Source organism: Arenimonas sp. (assembly GCF_041919775.1).
GTDB lineage: Bacteria > Pseudomonadota > Gammaproteobacteria > Xanthomonadales > Xanthomonadaceae > Arenimonas.
On record NZ_JAYRTE010000001.1, the window covers coordinates 13871 to 38416 of the forward strand.

Annotated in this window: 24 protein-coding genes; 15 read left to right on the forward strand and 9 right to left on the reverse strand. The window is 69.1% G+C overall.

The genetic code is table 11. From position 1 onward, the window contains the following. Window position 1 precedes the first annotated feature (1 nt). Window positions 2-589, reverse strand: a complete 588-nt coding sequence (locus ACE3TE_RS00055) for a LemA family protein (protein WP_374601041.1) — start codon at window positions 587-589, stop codon at window positions 2-4. Between the two features lie 78 nt (window positions 590-667). Here ACE3TE_RS00055 and ACE3TE_RS00060 point away from each other — a divergent pair, with 78 nt between their 5' ends. Next, window positions 668-1876: a serine hydrolase domain-containing protein gene (locus ACE3TE_RS00060; protein WP_374601043.1), complete on the forward strand. Its 1209-nt coding sequence runs from the start codon at window positions 668-670 to the stop codon at window positions 1874-1876. A 126-nt stretch (window positions 1877-2002) separates the two neighbouring features. On the opposite strand, the gene ACE3TE_RS00065 is transcribed toward ACE3TE_RS00060, so the two are convergent. The 7 genes from ACE3TE_RS00065 to ACE3TE_RS00095 form a co-directional block, all read right to left on the reverse strand. Next, complete coding sequence (locus ACE3TE_RS00065; protein WP_374601045.1) at window positions 2003-2521, reverse strand: hypothetical protein; 519 nt, start codon at window positions 2519-2521, stop codon at window positions 2003-2005. A gap of 730 nt (window positions 2522-3251) precedes the next feature. Next, on the reverse strand, window positions 3252-3647 hold the full coding sequence (gene gcvH / locus ACE3TE_RS00070) for a glycine cleavage system protein GcvH (protein ID WP_374601047.1): 396 nt from the start codon (window positions 3645-3647) through the stop codon (window positions 3252-3254). A gap of 83 nt (window positions 3648-3730) precedes the next feature. Next, window positions 3731-4822 carry a glycine cleavage system aminomethyltransferase GcvT gene (gene gcvT, locus ACE3TE_RS00075; RefSeq protein WP_374601049.1) on the reverse strand — a complete coding sequence of 364 codons (1092 nt, stop codon included), beginning with the start codon at window positions 4820-4822 and terminating at the stop codon, window positions 3731-3733. A 96-nt stretch (window positions 4823-4918) separates the two neighbouring features. Then, window positions 4919-6505 (reverse strand): ABC transporter permease, encoded by a 1587-nt coding sequence (locus tag ACE3TE_RS00080; RefSeq protein ID WP_374601051.1) that lies wholly within the window; start codon window positions 6503-6505, stop codon window positions 4919-4921. Between the two features lie 4 nt (window positions 6506-6509). After that, window positions 6510-7514, reverse strand: a complete 1005-nt coding sequence (locus tag ACE3TE_RS00085; protein ID WP_374601053.1) for an extracellular solute-binding protein — start codon at window positions 7512-7514, stop codon at window positions 6510-6512. Between the two features lie 85 nt (window positions 7515-7599). After that, window positions 7600-8031 (reverse strand): NfeD family protein, encoded by a 432-nt coding sequence (locus ACE3TE_RS00090; protein ID WP_374601055.1) that lies wholly within the window; start codon window positions 8029-8031, stop codon window positions 7600-7602. 3 nt (window positions 8032-8034) lie between these two features. Then, complete coding sequence (locus ACE3TE_RS00095; RefSeq protein WP_374601057.1) at window positions 8035-9000, reverse strand: SPFH domain-containing protein; 966 nt, start codon at window positions 8998-9000, stop codon at window positions 8035-8037. A gap of 148 nt (window positions 9001-9148) precedes the next feature. Here ACE3TE_RS00095 and ACE3TE_RS00100 point away from each other — a divergent pair, with 148 nt between their 5' ends. The 14 genes from ACE3TE_RS00100 (at window position 9149) to dusB (ending at window position 23464) form a co-directional block, all read left to right on the forward strand. Next, window positions 9149-11383 carry a TonB-dependent receptor family protein gene (locus ACE3TE_RS00100; RefSeq protein ID WP_374601059.1) on the forward strand — a complete coding sequence of 745 codons (2235 nt, stop codon included), beginning with the start codon at window positions 9149-9151 and terminating at the stop codon, window positions 11381-11383. 92 nt (window positions 11384-11475) lie between these two features. Continuing rightward, window positions 11476-12048, forward strand: a complete 573-nt coding sequence (locus ACE3TE_RS00105; protein ID WP_374601061.1) for an RNA polymerase sigma factor — start codon at window positions 11476-11478, stop codon at window positions 12046-12048. After that, on the forward strand, window positions 12041-12610 hold the full coding sequence (locus ACE3TE_RS00110; protein WP_374601063.1) for a hypothetical protein: 570 nt from the start codon (window positions 12041-12043) through the stop codon (window positions 12608-12610). Before ACE3TE_RS00105 ends, ACE3TE_RS00110 begins: the two co-directional genes overlap by 8 nt. Before the next feature lie 24 nt (window positions 12611-12634). Then, on the forward strand, window positions 12635-13891 hold the full coding sequence (locus ACE3TE_RS00115; RefSeq protein WP_374601064.1) for a PDZ domain-containing protein: 1257 nt from the start codon (window positions 12635-12637) through the stop codon (window positions 13889-13891). A gap of 67 nt (window positions 13892-13958) precedes the next feature. Continuing rightward, a complete protein-coding gene (locus ACE3TE_RS00120) occupies window positions 13959-14969 on the forward strand; it encodes a hypothetical protein (protein ID WP_374601066.1) in 1011 nt (336 codons plus the stop codon). Further along, a complete protein-coding gene (locus tag ACE3TE_RS00125) occupies window positions 14966-15925 on the forward strand; it encodes a hypothetical protein (protein ID WP_374601068.1) in 960 nt (319 codons plus the stop codon). The genes ACE3TE_RS00120 and ACE3TE_RS00125 overlap by 4 nt, the downstream gene beginning before the upstream one ends. Next, a complete protein-coding gene (locus tag ACE3TE_RS00130; RefSeq protein ID WP_374601070.1) occupies window positions 15922-16851 on the forward strand; it encodes a hypothetical protein in 930 nt (309 codons plus the stop codon). The genes ACE3TE_RS00125 and ACE3TE_RS00130 overlap by 4 nt, the downstream gene beginning before the upstream one ends. Further along, a complete protein-coding gene (locus tag ACE3TE_RS00135; protein ID WP_374601072.1) occupies window positions 16848-17825 on the forward strand; it encodes a hypothetical protein in 978 nt (325 codons plus the stop codon). The genes ACE3TE_RS00130 and ACE3TE_RS00135 overlap by 4 nt, the downstream gene beginning before the upstream one ends. A gap of 47 nt (window positions 17826-17872) precedes the next feature. After that, window positions 17873-18439 (forward strand): TMEM165/GDT1 family protein, encoded by a 567-nt coding sequence (locus tag ACE3TE_RS00140; protein WP_374601074.1) that lies wholly within the window; start codon window positions 17873-17875, stop codon window positions 18437-18439. 75 nt (window positions 18440-18514) lie between these two features. Next, window positions 18515-19651 (forward strand): GGDEF domain-containing protein, encoded by a 1137-nt coding sequence (locus tag ACE3TE_RS00145; RefSeq protein ID WP_374601076.1) that lies wholly within the window; start codon window positions 18515-18517, stop codon window positions 19649-19651. A 64-nt stretch (window positions 19652-19715) separates the two neighbouring features. Further along, entirely contained in the window at window positions 19716-21008 is a 1293-nt protein-coding gene (locus tag ACE3TE_RS00150; protein ID WP_374601077.1) for a NupC/NupG family nucleoside CNT transporter, read from the forward strand. A gap of 3 nt (window positions 21009-21011) precedes the next feature. Next, window positions 21012-21962 carry a ribokinase gene (locus tag ACE3TE_RS00155; RefSeq protein WP_374601079.1) on the forward strand — a complete coding sequence of 317 codons (951 nt, stop codon included), beginning with the start codon at window positions 21012-21014 and terminating at the stop codon, window positions 21960-21962. A gap of 126 nt (window positions 21963-22088) precedes the next feature. After that, the gene (locus tag ACE3TE_RS00160) at window positions 22089-22424 is read left to right on the forward strand and encodes a YegP family protein (RefSeq protein ID WP_374601080.1); all 336 of its coding nucleotides are present in this window, start codon (window positions 22089-22091) and stop codon (window positions 22422-22424) included. Window positions 22425-22465: 41 nt separating this feature from the next. After that, entirely contained in the window at window positions 22466-23464 is a 999-nt protein-coding gene (gene dusB, locus ACE3TE_RS00165) for a tRNA dihydrouridine synthase DusB (protein ID WP_374601082.1), read from the forward strand. Here dusB and ACE3TE_RS00170 read toward each other — a convergent pair. After that, window positions 23410-24513 (reverse strand): metal-dependent hydrolase, encoded by a 1104-nt coding sequence (locus ACE3TE_RS00170; protein ID WP_374601084.1) that lies wholly within the window; start codon window positions 24511-24513, stop codon window positions 23410-23412. The genes dusB and ACE3TE_RS00170 overlap by 55 nt on opposite strands. Window positions 24514-24546: the final 33 nt, after the last annotated feature.

The following is a 24546-nucleotide window of genomic DNA, read 5'->3' on the forward strand; positions in this document are numbered from 1 at the left end:
CTCAGAAGCTGACCTTGGGCGCCTCGCGCTTCTCGGGCTCGGTGATCTCGAGCAGGGCGGCGTGGGCGAAGTTGAACATGCCCGCGACGATGTTCGAGGGGAACACCTCGCGCTTGTTGTTGTAGGCCATCACGCTGTCGTTGTAGGCCTGGCGCGCGAAGGCGATGCGGTTCTCCGTGGAGGTGAGCTCCTCGGTGAGCTGCATCATGTTCTGGTTGGCCTTCAGGTCCGGGTAGGCCTCGGCAACCATCATCAGGCGCGACAGGGCCCCGGCCAGGCCGGATTCGGCGCTGCCGAGCTGCGCCATCGCGGCGTCGTCGCCCGGGCGGGCCTTGGCCGCGGCCAGGCCGCTGACCGCGGCGGCGCGGGCCTGGATGACCGCTTCCAGGGTTTCCCGTTCATGCTTGAGATAGCCTTTGGCGACCTCGACCAGGTTCGGGATCAGGTCGTAACGCCGCGTAAGCTGCACGTCGATCTGCGCGAAAGCGTTCTTGAAGGCGTTCCGGGCCGTCACCAGGCCGTTGTAGATACCCACGCCCCAGAACAGCACCACCGCCGCCAGCACCAACAGCACGATCAGGCTCGTCATTTTCTAGCTCCCCCAGGTGGGGACCCGTTTACGCCAGCCGCGATAGACTTGGGTCCGTTCGCCAAGCATACGTCGCTCATGCCAAGCACGAAAGACAAGTCCACGCTCCCCGTCCGCAGCCTGCTCGCCCTGCCCCTGCTCGCCCTCGCCAGCCTGTCGTGGGCGGCGCCATCCCGGGCCGCAGGTGATTTCACCCGCGAGGCGCGCGAAATCGAAGCCCTTGCCGAGCAAATGATGCAGCGCGCACGCATCCCGGGCATGGCCATGGCCATCGTCGCCGACGGCGAGGTGGTGTCGCTGCGCGGCTACGGCGTGGTCGACAGCAAGCTGCGCGACCGGGTGACGCCGGACACCTCGTTCCGGATCGCGTCCCTGTCCAAGCCCTTCGCCGGCACCCTGAGCGCGATGCTGGTGCGCGAGGGCGCGATGGACTGGGACAGCCCGATCGTCAACCAGCTGCCCACCTTCACCCTGCGCGACGGCCAGGCTGCGCAGAAGATCACCGTTCGCCAGGTGCTCAGCCACCAGGTCGGCCTGGGCTACAACACCTACGACCGCGACCTGGAGGCCAACCAGCCCTACCCGCTGCTCGCCGCGAAGCTGGCCGAAGCCCCGCTGACCTGCAGCCCGGGCGAGTGTTACGCCTACCAGAACATCGCCTTCAGCCTGGTCGGCGACATGGTCTTCGCCACCACCGGCGACTTCTACGCGGCGCAGGTGGAAAAACGCATCTTCCAGCCGCTGGGCATGTTCGGCGCCACCTTCGGCCGCACCGGCCTGGAGGCCAGCCCGAGCTGGGCGCGTCCGCACGTGCGCAGCGGCGGCACCTGGGTGCCGGTGCGTCCGAAGGAAACCTACTACCGCATCCCGCCGGCGGCCGGCGTCAACGCCTCGGCGCGCGACATGGCGCAGTGGCTGATCGCCCAGATGGGGCACCGCCCCGAGGTGCTGCCCGAGGAACTGCTCGAGGAAATCCGCACGCCGCAGGTGGAAACCCCCGGCGAAATCCGCGGCAGCGGCTGGCGCCGCGACCGGCTGCGCAAGGCGCACTACGCGCTCGGCTGGCGCATCTACGACTACGCCGGCCACACGCTGGTCTACCACGCGGGTGCCGTGCAGGGTTACCGCGCCATCATCGGCTTCCTGCCGGAGCGCGACGTCGGCGTCGTGATCCTGTGGAACAGCGAAAGCGCGATGCCATCGGGCCTGTTCCCCAGCACCATGGACCGCGCACTGGCGCTGCCGAAGCACGACTGGATGGGACTGCCGCGGGGCCGGCGGCGCTGACCGCGGCCCGGAAAAGCGAACGCCGGCGCTAAGCCGGCGTCTGCGTGCCTTTGGAAAGTCTCCCTCCCCGCCTGGGCAACACGGGGAGAGAGCCCAGCTTTACCGCGTTTGGATGCTCGTCGCGCCTTACAGCGCGGGGGCAACCGGGGCGGCCGGCATCGGAGCCGGCTTCTTGGCGGCGGGCTTGCGCGCCGCCTTCTTCTTCGCAGCCTTCTTGGCGGCCGGCTTCTTGGCAGCCTTCTTGGCCGCCGGCTTCTTGGCCGCCTTCTTGGCTACCTTCTTCTTCGCGGCCTTCTTGGCCGGCTTGCGCGCGGTCTTCTTCGCAGCCTTCTTGGCTACTTTCTTCTTGGCGGCCTTCTTGGCGACCTTCTTCTTCGCGGCCTTCTTGGCCGGCTTGCGCGCGGTCTTCTTCGCAGCCTTCTTGGCTACTTTCTTCTTGGCAGCCTTCTTGGCGACCTTCTTCTTCGCGACCTTCTTGGCCGGCTTGCGCGCAGTCTTCTTCGCAGCCTTCTTGGCCGGCTTCTTGGTGGCCTTCTTGGCGACCTTCTTCACCGACTTCTTCACGGCCTTGGCGGCCTTTTTCACGGTCTTCTTCGCTTTCGCGGCCTTCTTGGCCGGTTTCTTCGCAGCTTTCTTCGTAGCCATGGTCAACTCCTCGTCAGTTGGCTTTTGGACTGCCCAGTCTCAAAGGCACCGCCCCGGGTCAGGGCCCGGGACGTACCGCCACCACGGTCATGCCGCGGCGGTCGGATTCTTGCCGGCGCGGGGCGGCGCCGGATAAACGAACGCCCGGGCCGTGACCGGTCCGGGCGTTGGAAAAAGGGATGTCGGCAGCGGACGAATTCGATTTCGCGGAGGGATGTTTGCCCTGATCCACCATGATGAGTCCTGGGGTGGAGTTCGGAGTTGTGGCTCGCGTTGTCGACTCGTTCCTGATCACTCGCTTCCGCAGTTTGCATCTGCTGGGCGAAAGCTAATCAGGGGATTTCGGGATGTCAACAACTTTGCATAAAAATTTTCAAGGGGTGTCGGCTTGGTTACCGACCGGCAGACCCGCGCTGCCGGCGCGTGGAAACACCGGCGACTTCGCGTACGAAAACCCGCAGTGAAAAAAACGTCGGTAAAAAAGCCTTCTTTGCATTTACACGCGAGCGGCGACACCTCGGTTGCGACGCCCCGGGCGTCGGCGGACGAGCGTCGGGAACGGCATGTCGACACCTTGAAAAAACATCGCGCGCCGCCGCCCCGGAGCGGCGATTGCGCACCGCAAAAAGCAAAACTGCGCGGATTCCCGACGCGTGCGACGGCCTTTCCGATGCCAAAAAAAACGGCCGCCAGGCGGCGACCGTCTTTTGTGCGACGCGGGAAGGCGGCGTCAGTGGCCGTCGTCCTCGAGCAGCTGGGCGTAGTCGTCCGGCGACAGCAGCTCCTTGAGCTGTTCGGGTTCGGACGGCTCGACCACGAAGATCCAGCCTTCGCCGAAGGCGTCCTCGTTGATCGTCTCGGGCTTGTCCGACAGCGCCGAGTTGACCTCGACGACGGTGCCGGCGATCGGCGAATAGACGTCGGAGGCGGCCTTGACCGACTCGACCACGGCGCTGGCGCCGCCCTGTTCGACGGTGTCGCCGACGTTGGGCAGCTCGACGTAGACCAGGTCGCCAAGCAGGCCCTGGGCATGGTCGGAAATACCGACGGTGACGCGGCCGTTGTCTTCGACGCGGGCCCACTCGTGGGACTTGAGGAACTTCAGGTCGCCGGGAATCTCGCTCATGGTCTGGGCCTCGGATCTGGGGGCAGCGGGGTTGGCCGCTAGTTTAAACGCGGCCGGGGCGACATGGCACCCGGCCGGACGATTCAGTCGAGCACGCCCGGCTGGGCGACGCCGTCGCGCACGAACGGGTACTTCACCACCCGCACCGGCAGCTGCCGGCCGCGGATGTCGACGCTGACCGCGCCGAGTGGCCCGGCCGGCACCCGCGCCAGCGCGATCGCCTTGCCCAGGGTCGGCGAGAAGGTGCCCGACAAGACTTCGCCCTGGCCGGCATCGGTAAGCACGGCCTGGCCGTGGCGCAGCACGCCCTTCTCGTCGAGCACCAGGCCGACGATCCGGCGCGGCACGCCAGCGGCCTTCTGCGCCTCGAGCGCGGCGCGGCCGTTGAAGTCGCGTCCCTCGTCCAACGACACCGTCCAGGCAAGCCCGGCTTCGTAAGGCGTCACCGACTCGTCCATGTCCTGGCCGTAGAGCGCCATGCCCGCTTCCAGGCGCAGGGTGTCGCGCGCGCCCAGGCCGGCCGGCTTGACGCCGGCTTCGAGCAGCCGGTTCCAGAACTCCACCACCATCGCCTCGGGCACGATCACCTCGAAGCCATCCTCGCCCGTGTAACCCGTGCGGGCGACGAACAGGCCGTCGGCCTCGCAGGCGACGAACTTGCCGAGCTTGCCGGCCGCTTCGGCCGCCTCCGGCGACAGCAGGCCCAGTACCTTCTCGCGTGCGTTCGGACCCTGCACCGCGATGATCCCGAGGTCGCGGCGCTCGGTGACGTGCAGTCCGAACGGCGCCGCCTGGGCGGTGATCCAGGCGATGTCCTTGTCGCGGGTGCCGGCGTTGACCACCAGCCGGAAGAAGTCCTCGGCCAGGTAATAGACGATCAGGTCGTCGATCACGCCGCCCTTGTCGTCAAGCATGCAGGCGTAGAGCGCCTTGCCGGGCGCCTTGAGCTTGTCCACCGAATTGGCCACCAGCTTGCGCAGGAAGGGCCGCACCTGGTCGCCGCGCAGGTCGAGCACGGTCATGTGCGAGACGTCGAACATGCCGGCGTCGCGGCGCACCTGGTGGTGTTCCTCGATCTGGGAGCCGTAGTTGATCGGCATGTCCCAGCCGCCGAAGTCCACCATCTTGGCGCCCAGCGCCCGGTGGGTGTCATTGAGAACCGTCTTCTTGCTCATCGCCTGCCCTGCCAACCCGGGAAAGCCGCCATTATCGCAAGAAGGAACGGGGTCAGGTTCACTTCCGCCGCGCGGAAGTGAACCTGACCCCGTTCTTTACCGCTGCTGCCTCACCAGCCACCAGACCGGCAGCAGGCCGACCAGGCACAGCCACAGCGCCGGCCAGGCCGCCTGCATCCACAGGCCTTCGCTGGTGTAGGCGTGGATCTTCACTGCCAGCGTGTCCCAGCCGAAGGGGCGCAGCATCAGCGTGGCGGGCAGCTCCTTGACCACCTCGACCAGCACCAGCAGGCCGGCGGCGACCAGGCCGGGACGCAGCAGCGGCAACACCACCCGGCGCAGGCGCTGCCACGGCGAGGCGCCGAGCAGCCGGGCCGAATCGAGCAGCGAAGGCCGCAGCGCATGGAAGGCGGCATCGATGGTTTCGTTGCCGACCCGGAAAAAGCGCGCGCACAGCGCGACCAGCACCGCCAGCACCGAGGAGCTCAGCGCCAGCGCGCCCAGCCAGGGCGCCGACCGTTCGGCGGCGACCAGCAGCCACATCGCCCCCACCGCCAGCACGGTGCCGGGCACCGCGTAACCCAGGCCGGCGACGAAAGCCGCGGAGCGCACGCCGCGGTCGTTGCCGCTGCGCCGCGACAGCACCGCGAAGGCCAGCGCGAGCAGCAGCACCACCACTGCCGCCATCGCCGCGAGCAGCGCGGTGTTGAGCGCGGCTTCGCCGACCTCGGGCAGCGACGTGCGCACCTGCCAGGACCAGGCCAGCAGCTGCAGCACCGGCACCACGAAGCCCAGGCTGACGGTGGCGGCCGCCGCGGCCGTCACCGCCCACCCGCGCAAGCCGGGCAACGGCCGGCGCGCCGGCGGCATCAGCTGCTTGCTGGCATGGCTGGCGCGACCCCGGGTCCAGCGCTCGAGCAGCAGCACCAGCACGACCAGGCCGATCAGGCCGCAGGCCAGCTGCGCCGCCGCCGGCAGCGAGTACAGGCCGAACCAGGTCTTGTAGATCGCCGTACTGAAGGTATCGACGCCCAGGATGCTGACGGCGCCGAAGTCCGCCAGCGCTTCGAGCAGCACCAGCGAAAGCCCGGCCGCCCAGGCGGGACGCGCCATCGGCAGCGCCGCACGGAAGAACGCCGACACCGGGCCATGGCCCAGCGACCGCGCCGCATCCATGGCGGCACTGCCCTGGCGCAGGAAGGCCGCGCGCACCACCAGGAAGACGTAGGGATAAAGCACCAGACCCAGCACCGCCGCCGCACCGGGCACGCTGCGCAGTTCGGGAAAGGAAGCCGGCGGCAGGCCAAGTGCGCGCCAGCCGGTCTGCAGCGGGCCCGCGTAGTCCGCCAGGCCGACGTAGACAAAAGCGACGACATACGCAGGCAGCGCGAGCGGCAGCACCAGCGCCCAGTCGAACAGCCGGCGGCCCGGCCATTCATAACGTGCGCTGGCCCAGGCGAAACCGACGCCCAGCACCATCGCGAACACCGCCAGCAGCACCAGCAGGCCCAGCGTATTGCGCGCCGCCAGCGGCAGGACCTGTTCGAACAGGTGCGGCCAGACTTCGGGCTGGGGCACCGCGAAGGATGTCGCCAGCCACAGTGCCGGCAGCACCAGCGGCGCCGCCAGCAGCCAGGCCATCAGGCGCGACCCGCGAAGGCCGCCGGTCGCGCCGGGGTTCATGCGCTCAGCGCCAGCCCGCCCGGTCCATCAGGCGCACGGCTTCGGCCTGGCGCTTGCCGGCCACGGTGACGTTCACCGGGTCGGGCTTGAACGCCCCCCAGGCCGCGACCACCGGATCGAGCGCCACGCCGTCGCGGGCGGGGATCTCGTAGTTGATGCTGGCGAAGTCGGCCTGCACCGATTCCGAGGCCAGCCACTCCAGGAACGCGCGCGCGGCGGCCTTGTTCTTCGAGGCGGCGACGATGCCGGCGCCGGAAACATTGACGTGCGCGCCACCCTTGCCCTGGTTGGCCCAGAACACCTGCACCGGGAAGTCCGGCGTGTCGGCCTGCAGGCGGCCCAGGTAATAGGTGTTGATGATGCCGACGTCGCACTGGCCTGCAGCAATCGCCTTGGCCAGCTGGGTATCGTCGGCGAACGGCGCGGTGGCCAGGTTGGCGACCCAGCCGCGCACGACTTCTTCGGTGCGATCGGCGCCGAGGCGTTCGATCATCGTCGCCACCAGCGACTGGTTGTAGACCTTCTTGGAGGAACGCAGGCACAGGCGGCCCTTCCATTCCGGCGCCGCCAGGGCTTCGTAGGTCGAAAGCTCGGACGGCTTCACGCGCTCGGTCGAATAGACGATGGTGCGGGCCCGCTGCGACAGCGCGAACCAGCGGCCCTGCGGGTCGCGAAGGTGGGCGGGCACCGCGGCGTCGAGCCTGGCCGATTCGGTCGGTGCGAGCAGGTCGCGTTCGGCGGCCTGCCAGAGGTTGCCGGCGTCCACGGCCATGAAGATGTCCGCGCGGGTGTTGGCGCCTTCCGCAGCCAGGCGTTCGATCAGCACCGGCGCGCCGTCGGAGAGCACGCGGATGCGGGTGCCGGTTTCCTTCTCGTAGCGTTCGAACAGCGGCTTGACCAGCGGCTCGCGGCGTTCGGTGTAGACCACCAGCTCCGCCGCCTGCAGGGCGGGCGCGGCCAGGCTGGCCAGCAGGAGTGCGATCAGCGCATTTCGTGGGGTGCGGGACATGGACGGCTCCTCGTGGGGACCATCAGATGATAATGGTTCTCACTTCCGGCTGGAAGCCACCCCGGCGATGGCCGGGGCCTGGCATTCAGCCGGCATCGCGCACCTGCAGCGCCATGTTGTTCGCCGAGATGACGCGGACGCGGGCCCCGACCGGCAGCTCCGGGCCTTCGACCGGCCAGAAGGCATCGCCGACCTTCACGCGCCCGCGCCCGTCGACGATCGCCTGTTCCAGGTGCAGCACCTGGCCCACCAGCTGCTCGCCGCGGCGGTTGAGGTTGGGGTGGTCGCTGGGCTTCTCGCGCCCGCGGAAGTACCGGATGTAGATGCCGATCGACACGAAGCCCAGCACCACGAAGGCCAGCGCCTGCCAGACCAGCGGCAGGTCCACCACCATCAGCAGCAGGAACATCGCCGCCGCCGCGAAACCCAGCCATAGCAGGAAGACGCCGGGCAGCAGCGCCTCGGCCGCGATCAGCAGCAAGGCGAGGCCGGCCCAGACCACCAGTTCGATGCGCATGGCTCAGGCTCCGGGGAACTGCGCGCGGTTGGCCGGCTTCACCGGCGGCGGCTCCGGCGCCTTGTCGCCCAGGGTCTGCCGGGCAAGTTCGGCGATGCCGCCGAGCGAGCCGATCACGCCGCTGGCTTCCATCGGCATCAGCACGAACTTCTGGTTCGGCGCCTCGGCCAGCGCCTTGAAGGCTTCGATGTACTTCTGCGCGACGAAGTAGTTGATCGCCTGCAGATTGCCGCTGGCGATGGCGTCGGAAACCATGCGCGTCGCGTTGGCTTCGGCCTCGGCCAGTCGCTCGCGGGCCTCGGCTTCGCGGAACGCGGCCTCGCGTTCGCCCTCGGCTTCCAGGATCGCCGCCTGCTTCTCGCCTTCGGCGCGCAGGATCTCCGACTGGCGATGGCCTTCGGCCTCGAGGATGTTGGCGCGCTTTTCGCGCTCGGCCTTCATCTGCCGCGCCATCGCGTCCACGAGGTCGCGCGGCGGCTGGATGTCGCGGATCTCGATGCGGGTGACCTTGATGCCCCAGGGGTTGGTTGCCTGGTCGACGACGTTGAGCAGCTGCGCGTTGATGGTTTCGCGCTGGCTCAGCGATTCGTCCAGGTCCATCGAGCCGATGACGGTACGGATGTTGGTCTGCACCAGCGCGATCGTCGCGATCTCGAGGTTGGAGACCTCGTAGGCGGCCTTCGCGGCATCGAGCACCTGGAAGAAGACCACGCCGTCCACCTTCACGACCGCGTTGTCCTTGGTGATGACGTCCTGGCTGGGCACGTCGAGCACCTGTTCCATCATGTTGATCTTGCGACCGACGTTCTGGATGACCGGCACCAGCAGGTGCAGGCCCGGCGTCATTGAATGCGTGTACTTGCCGAACCGTTCGACGGTCCATTCAAAGCCCTGCGGCACCATGCGCACGGCCTTGAAAAGCAGCACGACGCCGGCGAGCAGGATGATGACGCCCAGAATCTCCAACATGACCCCTTCCCCCGATATGTCAGGGGCGCAGTCTAAGGCCAAGCCGGCCCGTCCGGCAGCAAACGGTATTGCGAATCATTCTCGACCGCAGTACCATTCGCGCCGCCGGTCCCGCCGGCACCGCCCCCGTCAATAAAGACAAGAAACCATGTCCACCCTGCTCCGCACCGCCATCGCGCTGGCCCTGCTGCCGGCCGCCCCCGCCTTTGCCGCCACCGCAACTGCCGCCGCCACCGCCACGAGCACCGCCGAGACCCCGGCCGAGGCCAACGAGTCCCTGGTCCGCCTGGACCGCGTGAACGTCTTCGGCAGCCGCGCCGAGGTCGAGAAGACCGCCGGCTCCGCCCACTACATCGACCAGGCCACCCTCGAGCGCTTCAACTTCCGCGACGTCAACCGCGTGCTGCGCCAGGTCCCGGGTGTCTACATCGTCGAAGAGGAAGGCTTCGGCCTGCGTCCGAACATCGGCATCCGCGGCTCGGGCACCGACCGCAACAACCGCATCACCGTGATGGAAGACGGCGTGCTGATCGCGCCGGCGCCCTACGCCGCGCCCGCCGCCTACTACTTCCCGACCATGGCGCGCATGCACGCCGTCGAGATCAAGAAGGGTTCGGCCTCCGTGCAGGCCGGCCCGCGCACCACCGGCGGCGCCCTGAACCTGCTGTCCACGCCGGTCCCCACGGAAACCGCGGGTGAACTCGACCTCGCGATGGGCAGCAACGGCAGCTTCCTCGGCCACGGCTGGGTGGGCACTTCGGGCGAGAACTTCAGCGGCCTGATCGAGGGCACCCGCCAGCAGACCGACGGCTTCAAGCAGCTCGACGGCGGTGGCGACACCGGCTACGAGCTCAATGACTTCGTGGCCAAGCTGCGCTGGACCAGTTCGCCCAGCGCGGCCCGCTACCAGCAGGTGGACCTGAAGCTGGGCCGCAATACCCAGGACAGCGACGAAACCTACCTGGGCCTGACCGAAGACGACTACGCGGCCACGCCCTTCCGCCGCTACGCCGGCTCGGCGCTGGACAACATCCAGACCCGTCACAAGCTTTACGAACTGCGCCACCTGATCGAGCTCAGCGACAGCGTCGACCTGACCACCGTCGCCTACCGCACCGAGTTCCAGCGCAACTGGTACAAGCTCAACGACGTCCAGGGCGTGTCGATCTCGTCGATCTTGGCGAACCCGGCGACCTATGCCAGCCAGTACGCCTGGATCAGCGGCGAGGACAGCCCGGCCAACGCGCTGCGCCTGCGCAACAACAACCGCAGCTATTACGCCCAGGGCATCCAGTCGGTGATGGGCATCGGTTTCGCCACCGGCGAGGCCAGCCACGACCTCGAGATCGGCCTGCGCGTGCACCGCGACCAGGAAGACCGCTTCCAGGACGACGACCGCTACCAGATGCTGGGCGGCGAACTGGTGCTGACCAGCGACGGTGCGCCCGGCACCCAGACCAACCGCGTCGGTGACGCCGAGGCCCTGGCGCTGTACGTGCAGGACACCATCGAGTGGGGCAACTGGGTCATCACCCCGGGCGTGCGCTACGAGCAGATCGACCTCACCCGCACCAATTACTCCACCGCCACCGGCCTTCGCGACGTCGTGCTGTCGCGGGTCGAAACCGACGTGGACGCCCTGATCCCGGGCATCGGCGCCACCTACCTGGTCGGCGACAACCTGGCCGTGTTCGCCAGCGTGCACCGCGGTTTCAACCCGCCGGGCCCGGGCTCGAACGCCGATCCGGAAGAAAGCGTGAACACCGAGTTCGGCCTGCGCTACGGCACCGACGCGCTGTCGGCGGAGCTGGTCGGCTTCGTCAACGACTATTCCAACCTGGTGGGTACCTGCACGGCGTCGACCGGCGGCAATTGCACCATCGGCGACCAGTTCGACGGCGGCGAAGCCCGCATCCAGGGCATCGAGGCCAGCCTGGGCTACGACTTCGGCACCAACGGCCCGGTCGGCATTCCGTTCGCGCTGTCCTACACCTGGACCGACGCGGAGTTCCGCAGCAGCTTCAGCTCGAGCTTCGAGGAGTGGGATGACGTCGCTTCCGGCGACCAGGTGCCCTACCTGCCCGAACAGCTCCTGCACGCCAGCATCGGCCTGCAGGGCGAGCGCTGGCGGCTGGACCTGGCCGGCAACTACGTCGGTGAAATGCGCACCACCGCCGGACAGGGCAGCATTCCCGCCGGCCAGCGCATCGACTCGGTGCTGCTCTGGGACCTGGCCGTGGGCCTGAAGGTCAGCGAGCGGCTGGAGCTTTACGGCCGGGTCGAGAACCTTTCCGACGAAACCTACGTCACCGCCCGCCGGCCGGCCGGGCTGCGCCCGGGCCTGCCCCGGACCACGGTGCTGGGCCTGCGCTACACGTTCTGATCCAACGTCCAGGGACGGGACGACAGGGCCGGGGGAAACCCCGGCCTTTTTTATGTGCGACGCTTTCGGCTCCCGGCGCATCCAAGACCGATGTGAGCCCAGCCTCCTCCTTCGCCATCGACCTGCCGGACACCCTGGTCCAGCGCGCCCAGCGCGGGGAGGCCAGCGCCTTCGAGCAGATCTACCGGCGCTTCGAGCGGCCCGTGTTCACCCTGGCGCTGCGCCTCACCGGCCAACGCGAGGAAGCCCAGGACGTGCTGCAGGACACGATGTTCAAGCTGTTCGACCGCATCGGCGAATTCCGCGGCGACTGCCCCTTCTGGGGCTGGCTGCGGCAGATCGCGGTGAACGAGTCGCTGATGCGGCTGCGCCGGCGCAACCGCCAGCCGTTCACCGAGGACAGCGACGAGGTCGAGCTGGAAGGACAGGACGTGCTGCTGCCGCCCGCCGCCGCTGACGCCGCACTGCTGGGCGAGGCGCTGCAGAAGCTGCCCGATACCACCCGCAGCGTGATCTGGCTCTACCACGCCGAGGGCTACACCCACGACGAGATCGCCGCCCTGATGGGCAAGACCGCCAGTTTTTCCAAATCCCAGCTCGCGCGCGGCACCCGCCGCCTGCGCGAGATGTTGAAGATCACCCAGGAGGTGGACTCCCATGCCTGACGACCTGCGCTCCCCACCGGACGGACTGCTGCTGTCCGAGGCCATCGCGCGGATGCCGCTCGAGGCGCCGGACCGCAGCGCCTGGCCGCTGCTCGCCGAACGTTTCGATGCCCCGCGCAAGCGGCCGCGTGGCCCGCGCTGGCCTTTCGCCCTGGCTGCCGCAGCCGCCGCGGTGCTCGCACTGGCCGTGGTATTGCCGCTGCCACGCGACCAGGCGGCGTCGCCGGCCGCCGATTCCCCGGCGATGGCAGGCACGACGCCCGGGGCCACCAGCCTCGATGCGCTGATGGCCGAATCCGCCCAGCTCGAAGCCCTGCTCGCCACCGTGTCGCGCGACGAACCGGGTTCGGCCAACACCCTGCTGCTGGGCATGGCACTGGAAGAACGCATCGCCCGCGTCGACGAGGCGCTGGCCTCTCCCGACCTCTCCCAGGGCGAACGCGCCGCGCTCTGGCAGGAGCGCGTCGCCACCCTGCGCGACTACGCCAGCCTCCAGGGCACCGCCCAGTGGGTCGCCGTGCAGGGTGGCCAACACGACGGCGCCCTGGTCGCCACTTTCTGACATCTTCCCCCGAGGAACTCCGCCATGAATATCCGAGTCTTGTCGCTGCTTGTGGCTGCCTCCCTGGCCACCAGCGCCCATGCCGCCGCCCCACGACCAGCGGCTGAAGTAAACGCGGCGGCAAAGGCTGCCGCCCAGGCGCGAAGCGCGGAGCTTGAGCGCGCGCGCGATGATCTCGACAAAGCGGCCAAGCGGGTCGCCGAATTGAGCCGGGAAGTGAACGCGAACCGGATCATCGAGATCAAGCGACTGCGCATGGATGGAAATCGCGCCCGCCTGGGCATCGTGATGCGTCCGGAGGCCGGGTCGCCCGGCGTGCGCATCGCCGCCGTAACGCCGGGCGGACCAGCGGCCCGGGCCGGACTGCGCAGCGGCGACGTGTTGCTCGGCATCGACGGCGATGCGCTCGATGCGCGTGGCGAACAAGGCGTCGACGAGGCCAGGAAACTCCTGGGCGCGCTGAAGATGGGGCAGAAGGTCCGCCTGGCCTATCAACGCGACGGCAAGTCCGAAACCACGACCGTGACCGCCGGCGAAGCGGCGCGCGTCATGATGTTGAGCGGCGGAGAAGACTTCGAGTTCACCTTCGACGACGACGAAGGCCAGGCGTATGCATTGCACCGCCTTGCCGAACGGCAGGCTCAGCCCCTGATCCACCCCGGCATCGAAATGGAAATCGCACGCATGGTCGCTGCACCCTGCGCACCGGGCGACCAGGATTGCAAGCCAACGGTGCTCGCCGAGGCCTTCCGCTGGAACGGACTGAACCTCGCAAGCGTCGACGCGAAGCTGGGCCGCTACTTCGGCACCGACCGCGGCGTGCTGGTGATCAGCAGCGGCGAGGGCCTGACGACGCTGGAACCGGGCGACGTCATCCAGCGCATCGACGGCACCGAGGTAGCCACGCCGCGCGAGGCCATGCGCGCCCTGCGCGGCCAGGATGCCGGTGAAAAACTCCAGGTCCAACTGCTGCGCGACCGCAAGTCGCGCACCGTGCAACTGACCGTGCCCGAAGCCCCGACGATGAAGTGGTTCGCGCCCCCTGCACCGCCTGCGCCGCCAGCCCCGCCGTCGCCTCCCGTCCCGCCGGCGAAGCGCGCGGCGCCCACCGCTCCGGCCGCACCGGCAGCGCCGGCGCCTCCCGTGCCTCCCGCGCCACAGGTGCCACCCGCACCACCCGCACCACCCGCACCACCCGCACCGCCAGTCGACGACGCCAGCGTCGTGTTCGCCGAAGGTGTGGTCACGCGCATCGCCACGCGCAGTCATCGCGTCGATTGAGGACCGGGACTTGCCGCCAATCGCGGGGGCGCGGTTCAATGGCCGCCCGCGGCAAGCTGGCGATTGAATGCGACGTTCCCCTTGGGCCTGGCTGGCCGTGCTCACCGTCCTGGTGCTGATAGCCGCAGCGTTCTGGCTGCGCACAAGCGATGAACAGGGCAGAGCCCCGGCCGGAACGGAGGCCTCGCCCGCGCCGGCGACCGCGAAGGCGCCGATCCGGCCGGACGCGCCGATGCCGCCCGCGGACTTGCCCGCGGCCGCACAGGCCATCCTGCCGGTGGAAGCGCGCGACATGCTGGCCCTTGCCGAAGCGGGCGGCGTGCGCGCCGCGTGCCGGTTGGGCAGCCTGCTCGCCAGCTGCGGGTCGCTCGCGCCGCAGTTCTATTCGGAAGAGACCGAAGCCGAATTGCGGGTTATGGAACTCAGCGCGGCGGGCGAAGGCGACCTGCAACGAGCCAACCAGCTCGCCCGCGCCATGCTGGTGGTCCGGACCCGGCGCCAGCATTGCCACGACCTCCCGGGCGAACTGCTCGCACGCGCCGGCGGCTACCTCCGCCAGGCTGCGCTGGCCGGCGATCGCGAGGCCCTGGTGCGCTACATCCGGGGTGACGCCTTCGTCGGCATCGGTTTCAGCCAGGCCCAGACGCTGCACAACCCACATTTCGACCAGTGGCGACGCGAGGCGCTCACGATGCTCCATGCCGGGTTCGAGCAAGGTCGGCCCGAAGCGGTGCTTCTGCTGCTCGAGGCTCACTCGGATGTCGGCGGCCCGCTTGCACTGATCACGCCCGTGGATCCGCTGCTGGACCGGGCCTATCTGCAGCTCGCCTCCCTGGTCTTCCGGGATTTTGCGCTGCCGGATGACTTCCGCCCCCTGCATCCCGACGAAACCCTCGATCGCCAGGCGCGGGCGCTGGCCCTGCGCTGGCACCGGGAACATTTCGGCGGCAGGCAATTCTCTGTTGGCGATGCGACCCTGGGCTTCGGCAGTGCAATAAGGGACCTTGAAAACCGACGCTGGGTGGGTGCCGGCGGCTGGAGGCCTGCCTGCACCGAAGCCGAGGAAACACGGCAATGAGCGCACGCCGCGCCAGCACCCCCATCGTGATCGTGCTGCTGCTGGCCGCGGGCCTGGCCCTGCTTGCCTGGTGGCGCCAGGACGACGATCGACCCCTGCCAGCTGCCGAAGACAAGCCTGCAGCCGCGCCCGGCGCGCGATCACCGCCGCCGAATGCAGCGGCAAGCCGTGAACAAATTGCAGCCGCGCACAGCCTCCCCGCTTCCAGCGAGCTCGCCAGGCTGATGGCCCTCGCGCAGGCCGGCAATGCCAGGGCCAACTGCCAGGTTGCCTATGAGCTGCTCCGCTGCCAGCACCAGCACCAGCAATCCGGACGAAATCGCATCCTGCTGGGCCTGCTCGCCGAGCGCGAGCGAATCCACGAGGCCGAGGGCGACATCGAAGCCGCCAACCGCGTGGCCGGGCAGCAGGCCCTGCTGATCGAATCCGCCCGCGTCTGCCAGGAAATTCCGCCGGAGCTGGCCGCACTGGGCGGGCAATTCCTTCGCCAGTCGGCCCTGCGCGGTGATCCCGTCGGCATGATGGCCTACGCACAGGGCTATCAGTTCAATCCCTCGGGACGTGGCATGGCGGTTGATCCCACCTTCGAAGCCTGGCGCGACGAGGCCCCTGCCATGCTGCACCGGGCTTTGCTTGCCGGCCTGCCGTCGGCAGCCTTCAGTTTGTCACTGGCTTACCACGAAGACGTCGGCACGCCCTCTTCGCTGGTACCGGACGATCCCTACCGGGCCGCGGTCTACCACATCCTGTCGACCCGTCTTTTTCGGACGGGCGAACAGCGCGCCTGGCTGGACAAACTGGACCTGGACCAGCTGCAGCGTGCGCGACAGGAGGCGGAACGCCTGCACGGCCAGCTCTTCAAAGGGGAGTCGTTCGGTCCGCGTGAGCAGCAGATCCAGTACCCGACCCATTACCAGCCCAACCGTTCAGCCCCTGCCTGTGAGCTGCCGCAATGAATCCAAGGCTTGTTTCAATCTTCCTGGTGGTCGCGGTGATTGTTTTGCTGGTGGTTGCCATCGAGTGGCTGCGGACCGCGGAGGTGCCGCCATTGGCGGAAACGGACCGATCCGAAGTGGCGTCGGCTGGCACCAACGCAGCCTCGGCGGCCAAAGGAAGGATTCCCGCGGTTCCGCCCTTCGACCCTGCGAAACCGGTTCGTACACTCTCCGCCCCGGGCACCCTCGATGAGCTGACCAACGCCGCCACCGGCGGCGACGCCGTCGCGGCCTGCCAGCTGGCGGCGGAGCTCTCGGACTGCCGCGTCCAGCACTACCTGCATGGACTGGATCCCGCGAATGCCGTGAACCGCCCGTCGCCACGCTGCGAGGACCTGCTGGCCCGGCACGGCGACCGCCACCTGGAATGGCTGCGCCAGGCCGCGAGCGCCGGCGAGCCCGAAGCCATGCTGCGTTACGCCATGGGCGAAGGTTTCGGCATCAATGGCGAAAGCTTCGACTACCTGCGTTCGCCCGGTTTCGACACCTGGCGGCGCGAGGCGCCCGGCATGCTGCAGGCGCTGCTGGAAGCCGGTTATCCGGAGGCGGTGATCTACCGCATGGTGGCGAACGAGCCGGCCTTCGGCGGGCCCATGGCCAACCTGCTTCCGGCCGACCCGGTGCAGGACCAGGCCTACAGCGAACTTTTCCTGCTGCTCAACGAGGACTCGCCGCTGGTGGAGATGCTGCGCATCAACCTGCAGTCGCGCGTGGACGAAGGCATCGGCGCCCAGGCGCGGGAACGCGCGGCGCGCTGGCACCAGGACCATTTCGGCGGCCGCAGGTTCGACCTCGAGGCACTCAACGCCGGCCAGGAAACGGCCTTTCCCGTGATGCGGGCACACGGCGCGACCTGCAGCGTGCCCGTCGGCGAGGCCGGGCCATGAAGCGCCGCCACCTGCCCTGGCTGGGCCTGGTGCTGCTGGTGCTGGCCGGCGCCTGGCTGCTGCGTGCCGGCCTGTCCGGGGCAAGCCTGCAGGACGATCCGGTTGCGACCACGCCGTCGGACCAGGCATCCACAGCTTCGCCGGCCGCGACCTCGCAGGCCGAAACGAAAGTAACGTCGCCGTCCGTGCCCGACGAAGCGCTGCCCGACGAATCCCTGCCCCTGCCCCAGCGCCTGGCCGAGCTCGACCGGCTCGCCCGGGACGGCCATCCCGAAGCCAGCTGCCAGCTGCTGGTGGAACGCCTGCGCTGCGAATCCCTGCGGCGCTGGAAACCCGAACCTGGCGCGGGGCGACGCGAGCGGCGCCTTGAAGCCGAAGGCCAGCTGGCCCTGGCCAACCAGCTCGCCGCCGAGACGTTGTTGCAGCTTGAGCAGAAGAAGGCGTGTGCCAGCGCGCCGCGGATGGCGCCAGTCGACCCGCTCACGCTGCTGGGCCCCGCCGCAGCGGCCGGGCACGCACCGTCCGCCCTGCTCTACTTCGAGCTGGGCCACGAGTTCCGCAATGAACGCGGCATCTTCGCGCGCCCAGGATTCGATGCCTGGCGCCGCGACGCCGCCCGGCACCTGCACGCGGCCTTCGAAGCAGGCCACTCCGGGGCCGCGCTTGCGCTCGGCCGTGCCTACCTCGACGACGGCACGTTCGCCAACGGCCTGGTGCCGGACGACCCGCGTCGCGCCTACTTGTATCTGCAGCTTGCCGGGCATCTGTCGGGTGACCCAACCCGGCTGGCCGACGACTTCAACATGGGCCTGGGGGCGGACGAGCGCGCGCGAATCCAAGCCGAGGCGCGACGCCTGCATGACGAGCGCTTCGGCGGGGGCCGCTTCGACCGCGTTGACTACAGCGCCCGGGGTCCCTTCCGGAACCCCGGACGCAGTGCGTTCGACTTCTGCACCCTGCCGCCGCCGCTATAATCGACGGGCCAGCCCCGCTTCGGGGAGTCACCTGCCCCGGAGCCGTATTGGACGCCCTGTTCGTTTCCACCCTTGCCGTCGCCATCGCCGAAATCGGCGACAAGACCCAGCTGCTCGCGCTGGTGCTGGCGGCCCGCTACCGCAAGCCCTGGCCGATCGTGGCCGGCATCCTGGTCGCCACCGTCCTCAACCACGCGCTGGCCGGCTGGCTGGGCGCGCTGGTGTCGGGCTGGGTCGATCCGCAGTGGCTGCGCTGGGGCGTGGTGCTGTCCTTCTTGGCCGTGGCCGCCTGGGCGCTGGTGCCGGACAAACTGGACGAGGACGAAGCGAAGGCGCCGCGCTTCGGCCCCTTCCTGGCGACGCTGGTGGCGTTTTTCCTGGTCGAGATGGGCGACAAGACCCAGGTCGCCACCGTCGTGCTGGCGGCGCAGTACGAGCCGCTGTGGCAGGTGGTGGCCGGCACGACGCTCGGCATGGTGCTGGCCAATGCGCCGGTGGTGCTGCTCGGTTCGCGGTTCGCGGCCAAGCTGCCGCTCAAGGCCGCGCGTTATGCCGCGGCAGCCCTGTTCGCCGGATTGGGGCTATGGGTCGCCTTCTTCGGACTGCCCGGCTGAGCCACGCCGCGGCAGACGGCCGGCCGGGCCGGCGGGTATGCTGCCGGCAAACCCGAACAGGCCACGACCCCCGGCGTGAGTACCTTGAGAGAAACCCTGGACGACCTCGGCAGCGCCCTGCGCGAGCGTCCGGACGACCTGCTGCTTGAAATCGGCGCCGGCGGCGAGCTGCTGGTGGCGCGCCTGCGCGTGTTCGTCGCCAGCCTGCTGATGCTGTTGCCCGGCCTGAACTGGCTCGGCGGCGGCAATCCGAATGAATCCCTGGCCGGCCTGGCCGGCGCGCTCGGCGTGCTGCTGCTGTCGATGGCCTGGCTGCGCCTGGCGCTTCGAAGCCGGCGTCCGGCCTGGCTGCCGATGTTCTCGTCCTGCTTCGACGTCAGCCTGGTCAGCGCCGTGCTGGCGCTGCTGGGCCTGTGGGGCTCGCCGGTGGCCACGCTCAACTCCACCGTGGTCTGGTCCTGCTACCTGCTGGCGATCTTCGCGACGGCCATGCGCCACGACCTGCGCGTCACCGTGGTCGCGGGCTCGCTGGCGGTGCTGCAGTCGGCGCTGCTGTGGCTGGCCGTCGTGAGCCTGTCCAGCGAGCCGCTGGTGTCGGCCGAGTACGGCAGCGTTTCCGCCGCCACCCAGCTGCAGCGGCTGGTGCTGCTGGCGGTGGCGACCCTGGTCGCGGCGGTCATCGTGTTCCGGTCCCAGCGGCTGACCCAGTGGTCCTCCACGGATGGCCTGACCGGCCTGCACAACCGCAGCTTCCTCAACGCCCAGGTGCCCACCAAGGTCGAAGCCGCGCGCCGCGAGGGCCGCACGCTGTGCCTGGCCCTGGTGGACCTGGACAACTTCCGTCACATCAACGCCGAACTGGGCCACCTGGCCGGCGACCGCGCCCTGCGCCACGCGGTGGCGGTGATCCGGCGCGAACTGGGCCGGGAAGAGCCGATGATCCGGGTCGGCGGCGAAGAATTCGTGCTGCTGCTGCCCCTGCCGATCGGCGCCGCCTGGGAACGCATGGAGGTCCTGCGGCGCAAACTCGAGGCCGCGCCCTTCCTGCCCGAGCCCGGCGTCGAGCCCCGCCGCCTGACCCTCAGCGCCGGCCTGGCCTGCTGCCCGCAGGACGCCAACGACCTGTCGGGACTGATGAAACGGGCCGACGAACGCCTGCGCGCCGCCAAGGCCGCCGGCCGCAACCGCGTGATGGCCCGCGACGGCGAGTAATTCCGCCTTGCCCGGGCGGGGGGCGTGAACTACCCTGCCGCATCCTTCCGCGGTCTTGCCTCCCATGGTTTCCAGCATTTTCTTTGGCCTGTTCGGGCTGTCGGTCCTGATCGGCATCGCCTGGCTCTTTTCCAACAACAAGCGGGCCGTGGACTGGCGCCTGGTGCTGACCGGCATCGCCCTGCAGATCGCCTTCGCCGCGCTGGTGCTGCTGGTGCCGGGCGGCCGCGAGGTTTTCGACTGGCTGGGCCACGGCTTCGTGAAGATCCTCGAATTCGTCTCGGCGGGTTCGACCTTCATCTTCGGCAGCCTGATGGACACCCAGACCTACGGCTTCATCTTCGCCTTCCAGGTGCTGCCGACGATCATCTTCTTCGCCGCGCTGATGGGCGTGATGTACCACCTGGGCGTGATGCAGTTCATCGTGCGCATCATGGCCGCCGCCATCACCAAGGTGATGAAGGTCTCGGGCGCGGAAACCACCAGCGTCTGCGCCAGCGTCTTCATCGGCCAGACCGAGGCGCCGCTGACGGTGCGCCCCTACATCTCGCGCATGACCGAGTCCGAGCTGATCACGATGATGATCGGCGGCATGGCGCACATCGCCGGCGGCGTGCTGGCTGCCTACGTCGGCATGCTGGGCGCCGGCGACCCGGTGCAGGGCGCGTATTACGCCAAGCACCTGCTGGCCGCTTCGATCATGGCCGCGCCGGCGACGCTGGTGATCGCCAAGCTGCTGATCCCGGAAACCGGCAACCCGTTGACCCGCGGCACGGTGAAGATGGAGGTCGAGAAAACCACCTCGAACGTGATCGACGCCGCCGCCGCCGGCGCCGCCGATGGCCTGCGCCTGGCGCTGAACATCGGCGCGATGCTGCTGGCGTTCATCGCGCTGATCGCGCTGATCAATGCGCCGCTGACCTGGCTGGGCGACGTCACCGGCATCGCCGCCGCGCTGGGCAAGCCGACCGACCTGGCCACCATCTTCGGCTACGTGCTCGCGCCCATCGCCTGGGTGATCGGCGTGCCCTGGCAGGACGCCACCACGGTGGGTTCGCTGATCGGCCAGAAGATCGTGATCAATGAATTCGTCGCCTACCTGCAGCTGGCCGAGATCGTGAATGGCCGCGTCGAAGGCGTGGAGCTGACTGAGAAGGGCCGGCTGATCGCCACCTACGCGCTGTGCGGCTTCGCCAACTTCAGCTCGATCGCGATCCAGATCGGCGGCATCGGCGGCCTGGCCCCAGAGCGTCGCCAGGACCTGGCCAAGTTCGGCCTGCGCGCCGTGCTGGGCGGCACGCTCGCCACCTTCATGACCGCCACCATCGCCGGCGTGCTGACCTCGCTGGGTGCCTGAGCCATGCCGGGCGTGGTACTGGTGGTCGGTTCGTACAACCAGGACCACGCCTGGACCAGCGACGAATTGCCCGCCCCGGGCGCGACGCGCCTGGGTACCTACGCCAGTGGTCCGGGCGGCAAGGGTTTCAACCAGGCCGTCGCGGCTTCACGCGCCGGCGCCCGCACGGGTTTCCTGACGGCACTGGGCGACGACGCCGCGGCCGCCACCGCCCGCGCGCTCGCCGCCGAGGAAGGCATCGAACTGCTTGCCGAAGTGCACGCCGCCCTGCCCTCCGGCACGGCCGGCATTTTCGTGGATGCGGCGGGCCGCAATGTCATCACCGTCGCCCCCGGCGCCAATGCCGCGCTGTCGGCCGATTACGTGCGCGCGGCGCGGCCCGCGTTCGCCGGTGCCGGCGTGGTGCTGGCCCAGCTCGAGGTCGCGCCCGACGCCGTGCACGAAGCCCTGGCGCTGGCGCGCGACACCGGCGCCACCACGGTGCTGAACCCGGCGCCGGCCAATGCGCCCACCACGGCGGAATTGCTGGCGCTGGCCGACATCCTCACCCCGAACGAAACCGAATTCGCCGCGCTGCTGGCGCGCCACGCCGGGCAGTCAGTGGATGCGGACACGCTGGCCAGTTCCGAGGATGACGCGCTGCATGCGTTATGCCAGTCGGTGCAGGCCACCACCTGGGTCATCACGCTCGGCGGCCAGGGCGCATTCGTTTCGCATGCGGCGCCCGGACGGCATGGCGACGAGGCCTCCTTTTACCGCGTGCCAGCCCATCCGGCGCAGGTGGTGGATACGACGGGCGCGGGGGATGCCTTCAGCGGCGCCCTCGCGGCTGCGCTCGCGGGGAACGACGCGGGCAGCTTCGCCGAGGCCGTGGGCTTCGCCAGCCGCTACGCCGCGCTTTCCACCGAAGCGGCGGGCGCGGCGCTGTCGATGCCCCGGCTTCGCGCCCGCTGATCGACAGGGCCTTTGTCGCGGAAAGCCCCGATGTGCGCGAGGGCTGTCATTGTTAGCGAAATTAACTTTTCGGTAACCCGGCCCTGCCTACCCTGACCGGAAACCCACCCGAAGCAGGAGCAAGGCATGGCCGGCAAATTCGAAGTGTCCCAGCGCGCCAACGGCGATTTCCAGTTCAACCTCAAGGCCGGCAACGGCCAGGTAATCCTGTCCAGCCAGGGTTATTCGGGGAAGGATGCCTGCCTGGGTGGCATTGAGTCGGTCCGCAAGAACGCCACCAGCGATGCCAATTTCGAGCGCCTGGACGCGAAGGACGGCAGCAAGTACTTCTCCCTGAAAGCCGGCAATGGCCAGGTGATCGGTAGCAGCCAGATGTACGCCGACGCCGGCGGCCGCGACAACGGCATCCGCTCGGTCATGGAAAACGCACCCGGCGCCGCCCTGGACGACACAACCGCCTGAACACGGGCAGGCCCCGCGCCGGGCGGCTAGAATGCCGCCCCATGCGCATCGGCCCCCACGCCATCGAACCCCGCGTGGTGCTGGCCCCCATGGCCGGCGTCACCGACAAGCCCTTCCGGATGCTCTGCAAGCAGCTGGGCGCGGGGTTGTGCGTGTCGGAGATGACGACCTCGGACCCGCGCTTCTGGAACACCGCCAAGTCCCTGCACCGGATGGACCACGCCGGCGAGCCCGACCCGATCAGCGTGCAGATCGCCGGCACCGTGCCCGAAGTGATGGCCGAAGCGGCGAAGCACAACGTCGACAACGGTGCGCAGATCATCGACATCAACATGGGCTGCCCGGCCAAGAAGGTCTGCAACGCCTGGGCCGGTTCGGCGCTGATGCGCGACGAGGCGCTGGTGGCCCGCATCCTGTCGGCCGTGGTGTCGGCGGTGGACGTGCCGGTGACGCTGAAGATCCGCACCGGCTGGGCCGCCGGCCAGAAAAACGCGCTGGCCATCGCGCGCATCGCCGAAGACAGCGGCATCGCCGCGCTGGCCGTGCACGGCCGCACCCGCGACCAGCAATACACCGGCGTCGCCGAATACGACACCATCGCCGCGGTGAAGGCGGCCCTGCGCATCCCGGTGCTGGCAAACGGCGACATCGACTCGCCGGCCAAGGCCGCTTTCGTGCTGCGCCACACCGGCGCCGACGCGGTGATGATCGGCCGCGCGGCACAGGGCCGACCCTGGATCTTCCGCGAGGTGGCGCATTACCTGGCCACCGGCGAATTGCTGGCCGAACCCGGCGTCGCCGAAGTGCGCGACATCCTGCTCGGCCACCTCGAACACCTGCACGCCTTCTACGGCGAGGAATCGGGCGTGCGCATCGCGCGCAAGCACCTGGGCTGGTACGCGAAGGACCGCCCGGAAAACGCCGCCTTCCGCGGCGTGGTCAACCGCGCCACCACCGCCGCCGACCAGCTGCGCCTGACCCGCGACTATTTCGACGCGCTGGTTGCCGGTGTCTCACCGGAATTCGCCGCCGCGGCCTGAGCTGGCAACACGGCAAGGCCTGCCGCGACGGCCTGCAATTCTTCCGGCGGACGCGTCCATATCCGGTCCCACATTGCCGCCAGGCGCCGCCCGGCCTCCCAGGGCCACTGCGCCTGCTCGGGCCCGTAGGCACGCCAGCCGTCGCCGTCGCGTTCGGCCACCACGAAGCGGAAGCTGTAGTCGGGCTCGGCGCCCATGCGCAGGTCGGACAGCACGAGTTTCTGCGCGCGTACTTCCGCCTTCATGAAGCCGTGGTTGAACCAGAGCAGGCGCTCCACCACCGGCAGCGATTTCGCCTGGTCCAGCGCCTGCGTGTTCGAGGCGTAGGCACGGAACACCATCGGCCCCTCGTCGGCGATCAGCGAACGTTCGCCCTCCAGGAAACCGTCCGGCGTCATCACCACCACGCGCCAGAGCAGCGTGTTTAAAGGCATCGGCACCGAAAACCGCGGCGCGTCCTGCAAACCCTGCGCCGCCAGCGTGCGTTCCGCAACGCGATCGACCATGAACTTGGCAGTCAGCGACCAGCCGAGATAGACGCTGCTCAGTGCCAGCCCTGCCACCAGCGCTTTCTGCGCCGACGGCCGCCAGCCACGCACCAGCGCCACCAGGCAGCCGACGAGCAGCGGCAGCGTATACAGCGGATCAATGATGAAAAGGCTCGACCACATCGCCGGCGACGGCGGCAGCGGCCACCACAGTTGCGTCCCGTAAACGGTGAAGGCGTCGAGCAGCGGATGCGTCACCAGCGCCAGCGTGATCGCCCAGAACCAGCGTTTCGGCGCCTCGGCCACGCGCCCGCCCGTGCGTTTGAAAAGCCACCACAGCAGCGCTGCCAGCGGCACCAAAATCAGCAGCGAATGCGAAGGCCCGCGGTGCCAGGTCATGTTGGTCACCGGGTCCAGGCCCATGAACCACATCGGCAGCGAGTCGAGGTCCGGCAGGGTGCCCAGCGCCGCACCGGCGGCCAGGGCGGCGCGGCGGTGCCGGGCCGGTGCGATGGCGCCCGCGATCGCGGCGCCCAGGACGATCTGGGTGAGGGAATCCATGGGTGGATGCTAACCGGCACCGGGGTTCGCGGC

Coding starts and splice junctions, on each gene's coding strand:
- ACE3TE_RS00160 (WP_374601080.1), top strand. CDS start 22,089: ATGGCCGGCAAATTCGAAGTGTCCCAGCGCGCCAACGGCGATTTCCAG.
- gcvH (WP_374601047.1), bottom strand. CDS start 3,647: ATGAGCGAGATTCCCGGCGACCTGAAGTTCCTCAAGTCCCACGAGTGG.
- ACE3TE_RS00110 (WP_374601063.1), top strand. CDS start 12,041: ATGCCTGACGACCTGCGCTCCCCACCGGACGGACTGCTGCTGTCCGAG.
- ACE3TE_RS00080 (WP_374601051.1), bottom strand. CDS start 6,505: ATGAACCCCGGCGCGACCGGCGGCCTTCGCGGGTCGCGCCTGATGGCC.
- ACE3TE_RS00170 (WP_374601084.1), bottom strand. CDS start 24,513: ATGGATTCCCTCACCCAGATCGTCCTGGGCGCCGCGATCGCGGGCGCC.
- ACE3TE_RS00130 (WP_374601070.1), top strand. CDS start 15,922: ATGAATCCAAGGCTTGTTTCAATCTTCCTGGTGGTCGCGGTGATTGTT.
- ACE3TE_RS00090 (WP_374601055.1), bottom strand. CDS start 8,031: ATGCGCATCGAACTGGTGGTCTGGGCCGGCCTCGCCTTGCTGCTGATC.
- ACE3TE_RS00125 (WP_374601068.1), top strand. CDS start 14,966: ATGAGCGCACGCCGCGCCAGCACCCCCATCGTGATCGTGCTGCTGCTG.
- ACE3TE_RS00120 (WP_374601066.1), top strand. CDS start 13,959: ATGCGACGTTCCCCTTGGGCCTGGCTGGCCGTGCTCACCGTCCTGGTG.
- dusB (WP_374601082.1), top strand. CDS start 22,466: ATGCGCATCGGCCCCCACGCCATCGAACCCCGCGTGGTGCTGGCCCCC.
- ACE3TE_RS00095 (WP_374601057.1), bottom strand. CDS start 9,000: ATGTTGGAGATTCTGGGCGTCATCATCCTGCTCGCCGGCGTCGTGCTG.
- ACE3TE_RS00065 (WP_374601045.1), bottom strand. CDS start 2,521: ATGGCTACGAAGAAAGCTGCGAAGAAACCGGCCAAGAAGGCCGCGAAA.
- ACE3TE_RS00115 (WP_374601064.1), top strand. CDS start 12,635: ATGAATATCCGAGTCTTGTCGCTGCTTGTGGCTGCCTCCCTGGCCACC.
- gcvT (WP_374601049.1), bottom strand. CDS start 4,822: ATGAGCAAGAAGACGGTTCTCAATGACACCCACCGGGCGCTGGGCGCC.
- ACE3TE_RS00150 (WP_374601077.1), top strand. CDS start 19,716: ATGGTTTCCAGCATTTTCTTTGGCCTGTTCGGGCTGTCGGTCCTGATC.
- ACE3TE_RS00055 (WP_374601041.1), bottom strand. CDS start 589: ATGACGAGCCTGATCGTGCTGTTGGTGCTGGCGGCGGTGGTGCTGTTC.
- ACE3TE_RS00100 (WP_374601059.1), top strand. CDS start 9,149: ATGTCCACCCTGCTCCGCACCGCCATCGCGCTGGCCCTGCTGCCGGCC.
- ACE3TE_RS00155 (WP_374601079.1), top strand. CDS start 21,012: ATGCCGGGCGTGGTACTGGTGGTCGGTTCGTACAACCAGGACCACGCC.
- ACE3TE_RS00085 (WP_374601053.1), bottom strand. CDS start 7,514: ATGTCCCGCACCCCACGAAATGCGCTGATCGCACTCCTGCTGGCCAGC.
- ACE3TE_RS00135 (WP_374601072.1), top strand. CDS start 16,848: ATGAAGCGCCGCCACCTGCCCTGGCTGGGCCTGGTGCTGCTGGTGCTG.
- ACE3TE_RS00060 (WP_374601043.1), top strand. CDS start 668: ATGCCAAGCACGAAAGACAAGTCCACGCTCCCCGTCCGCAGCCTGCTC.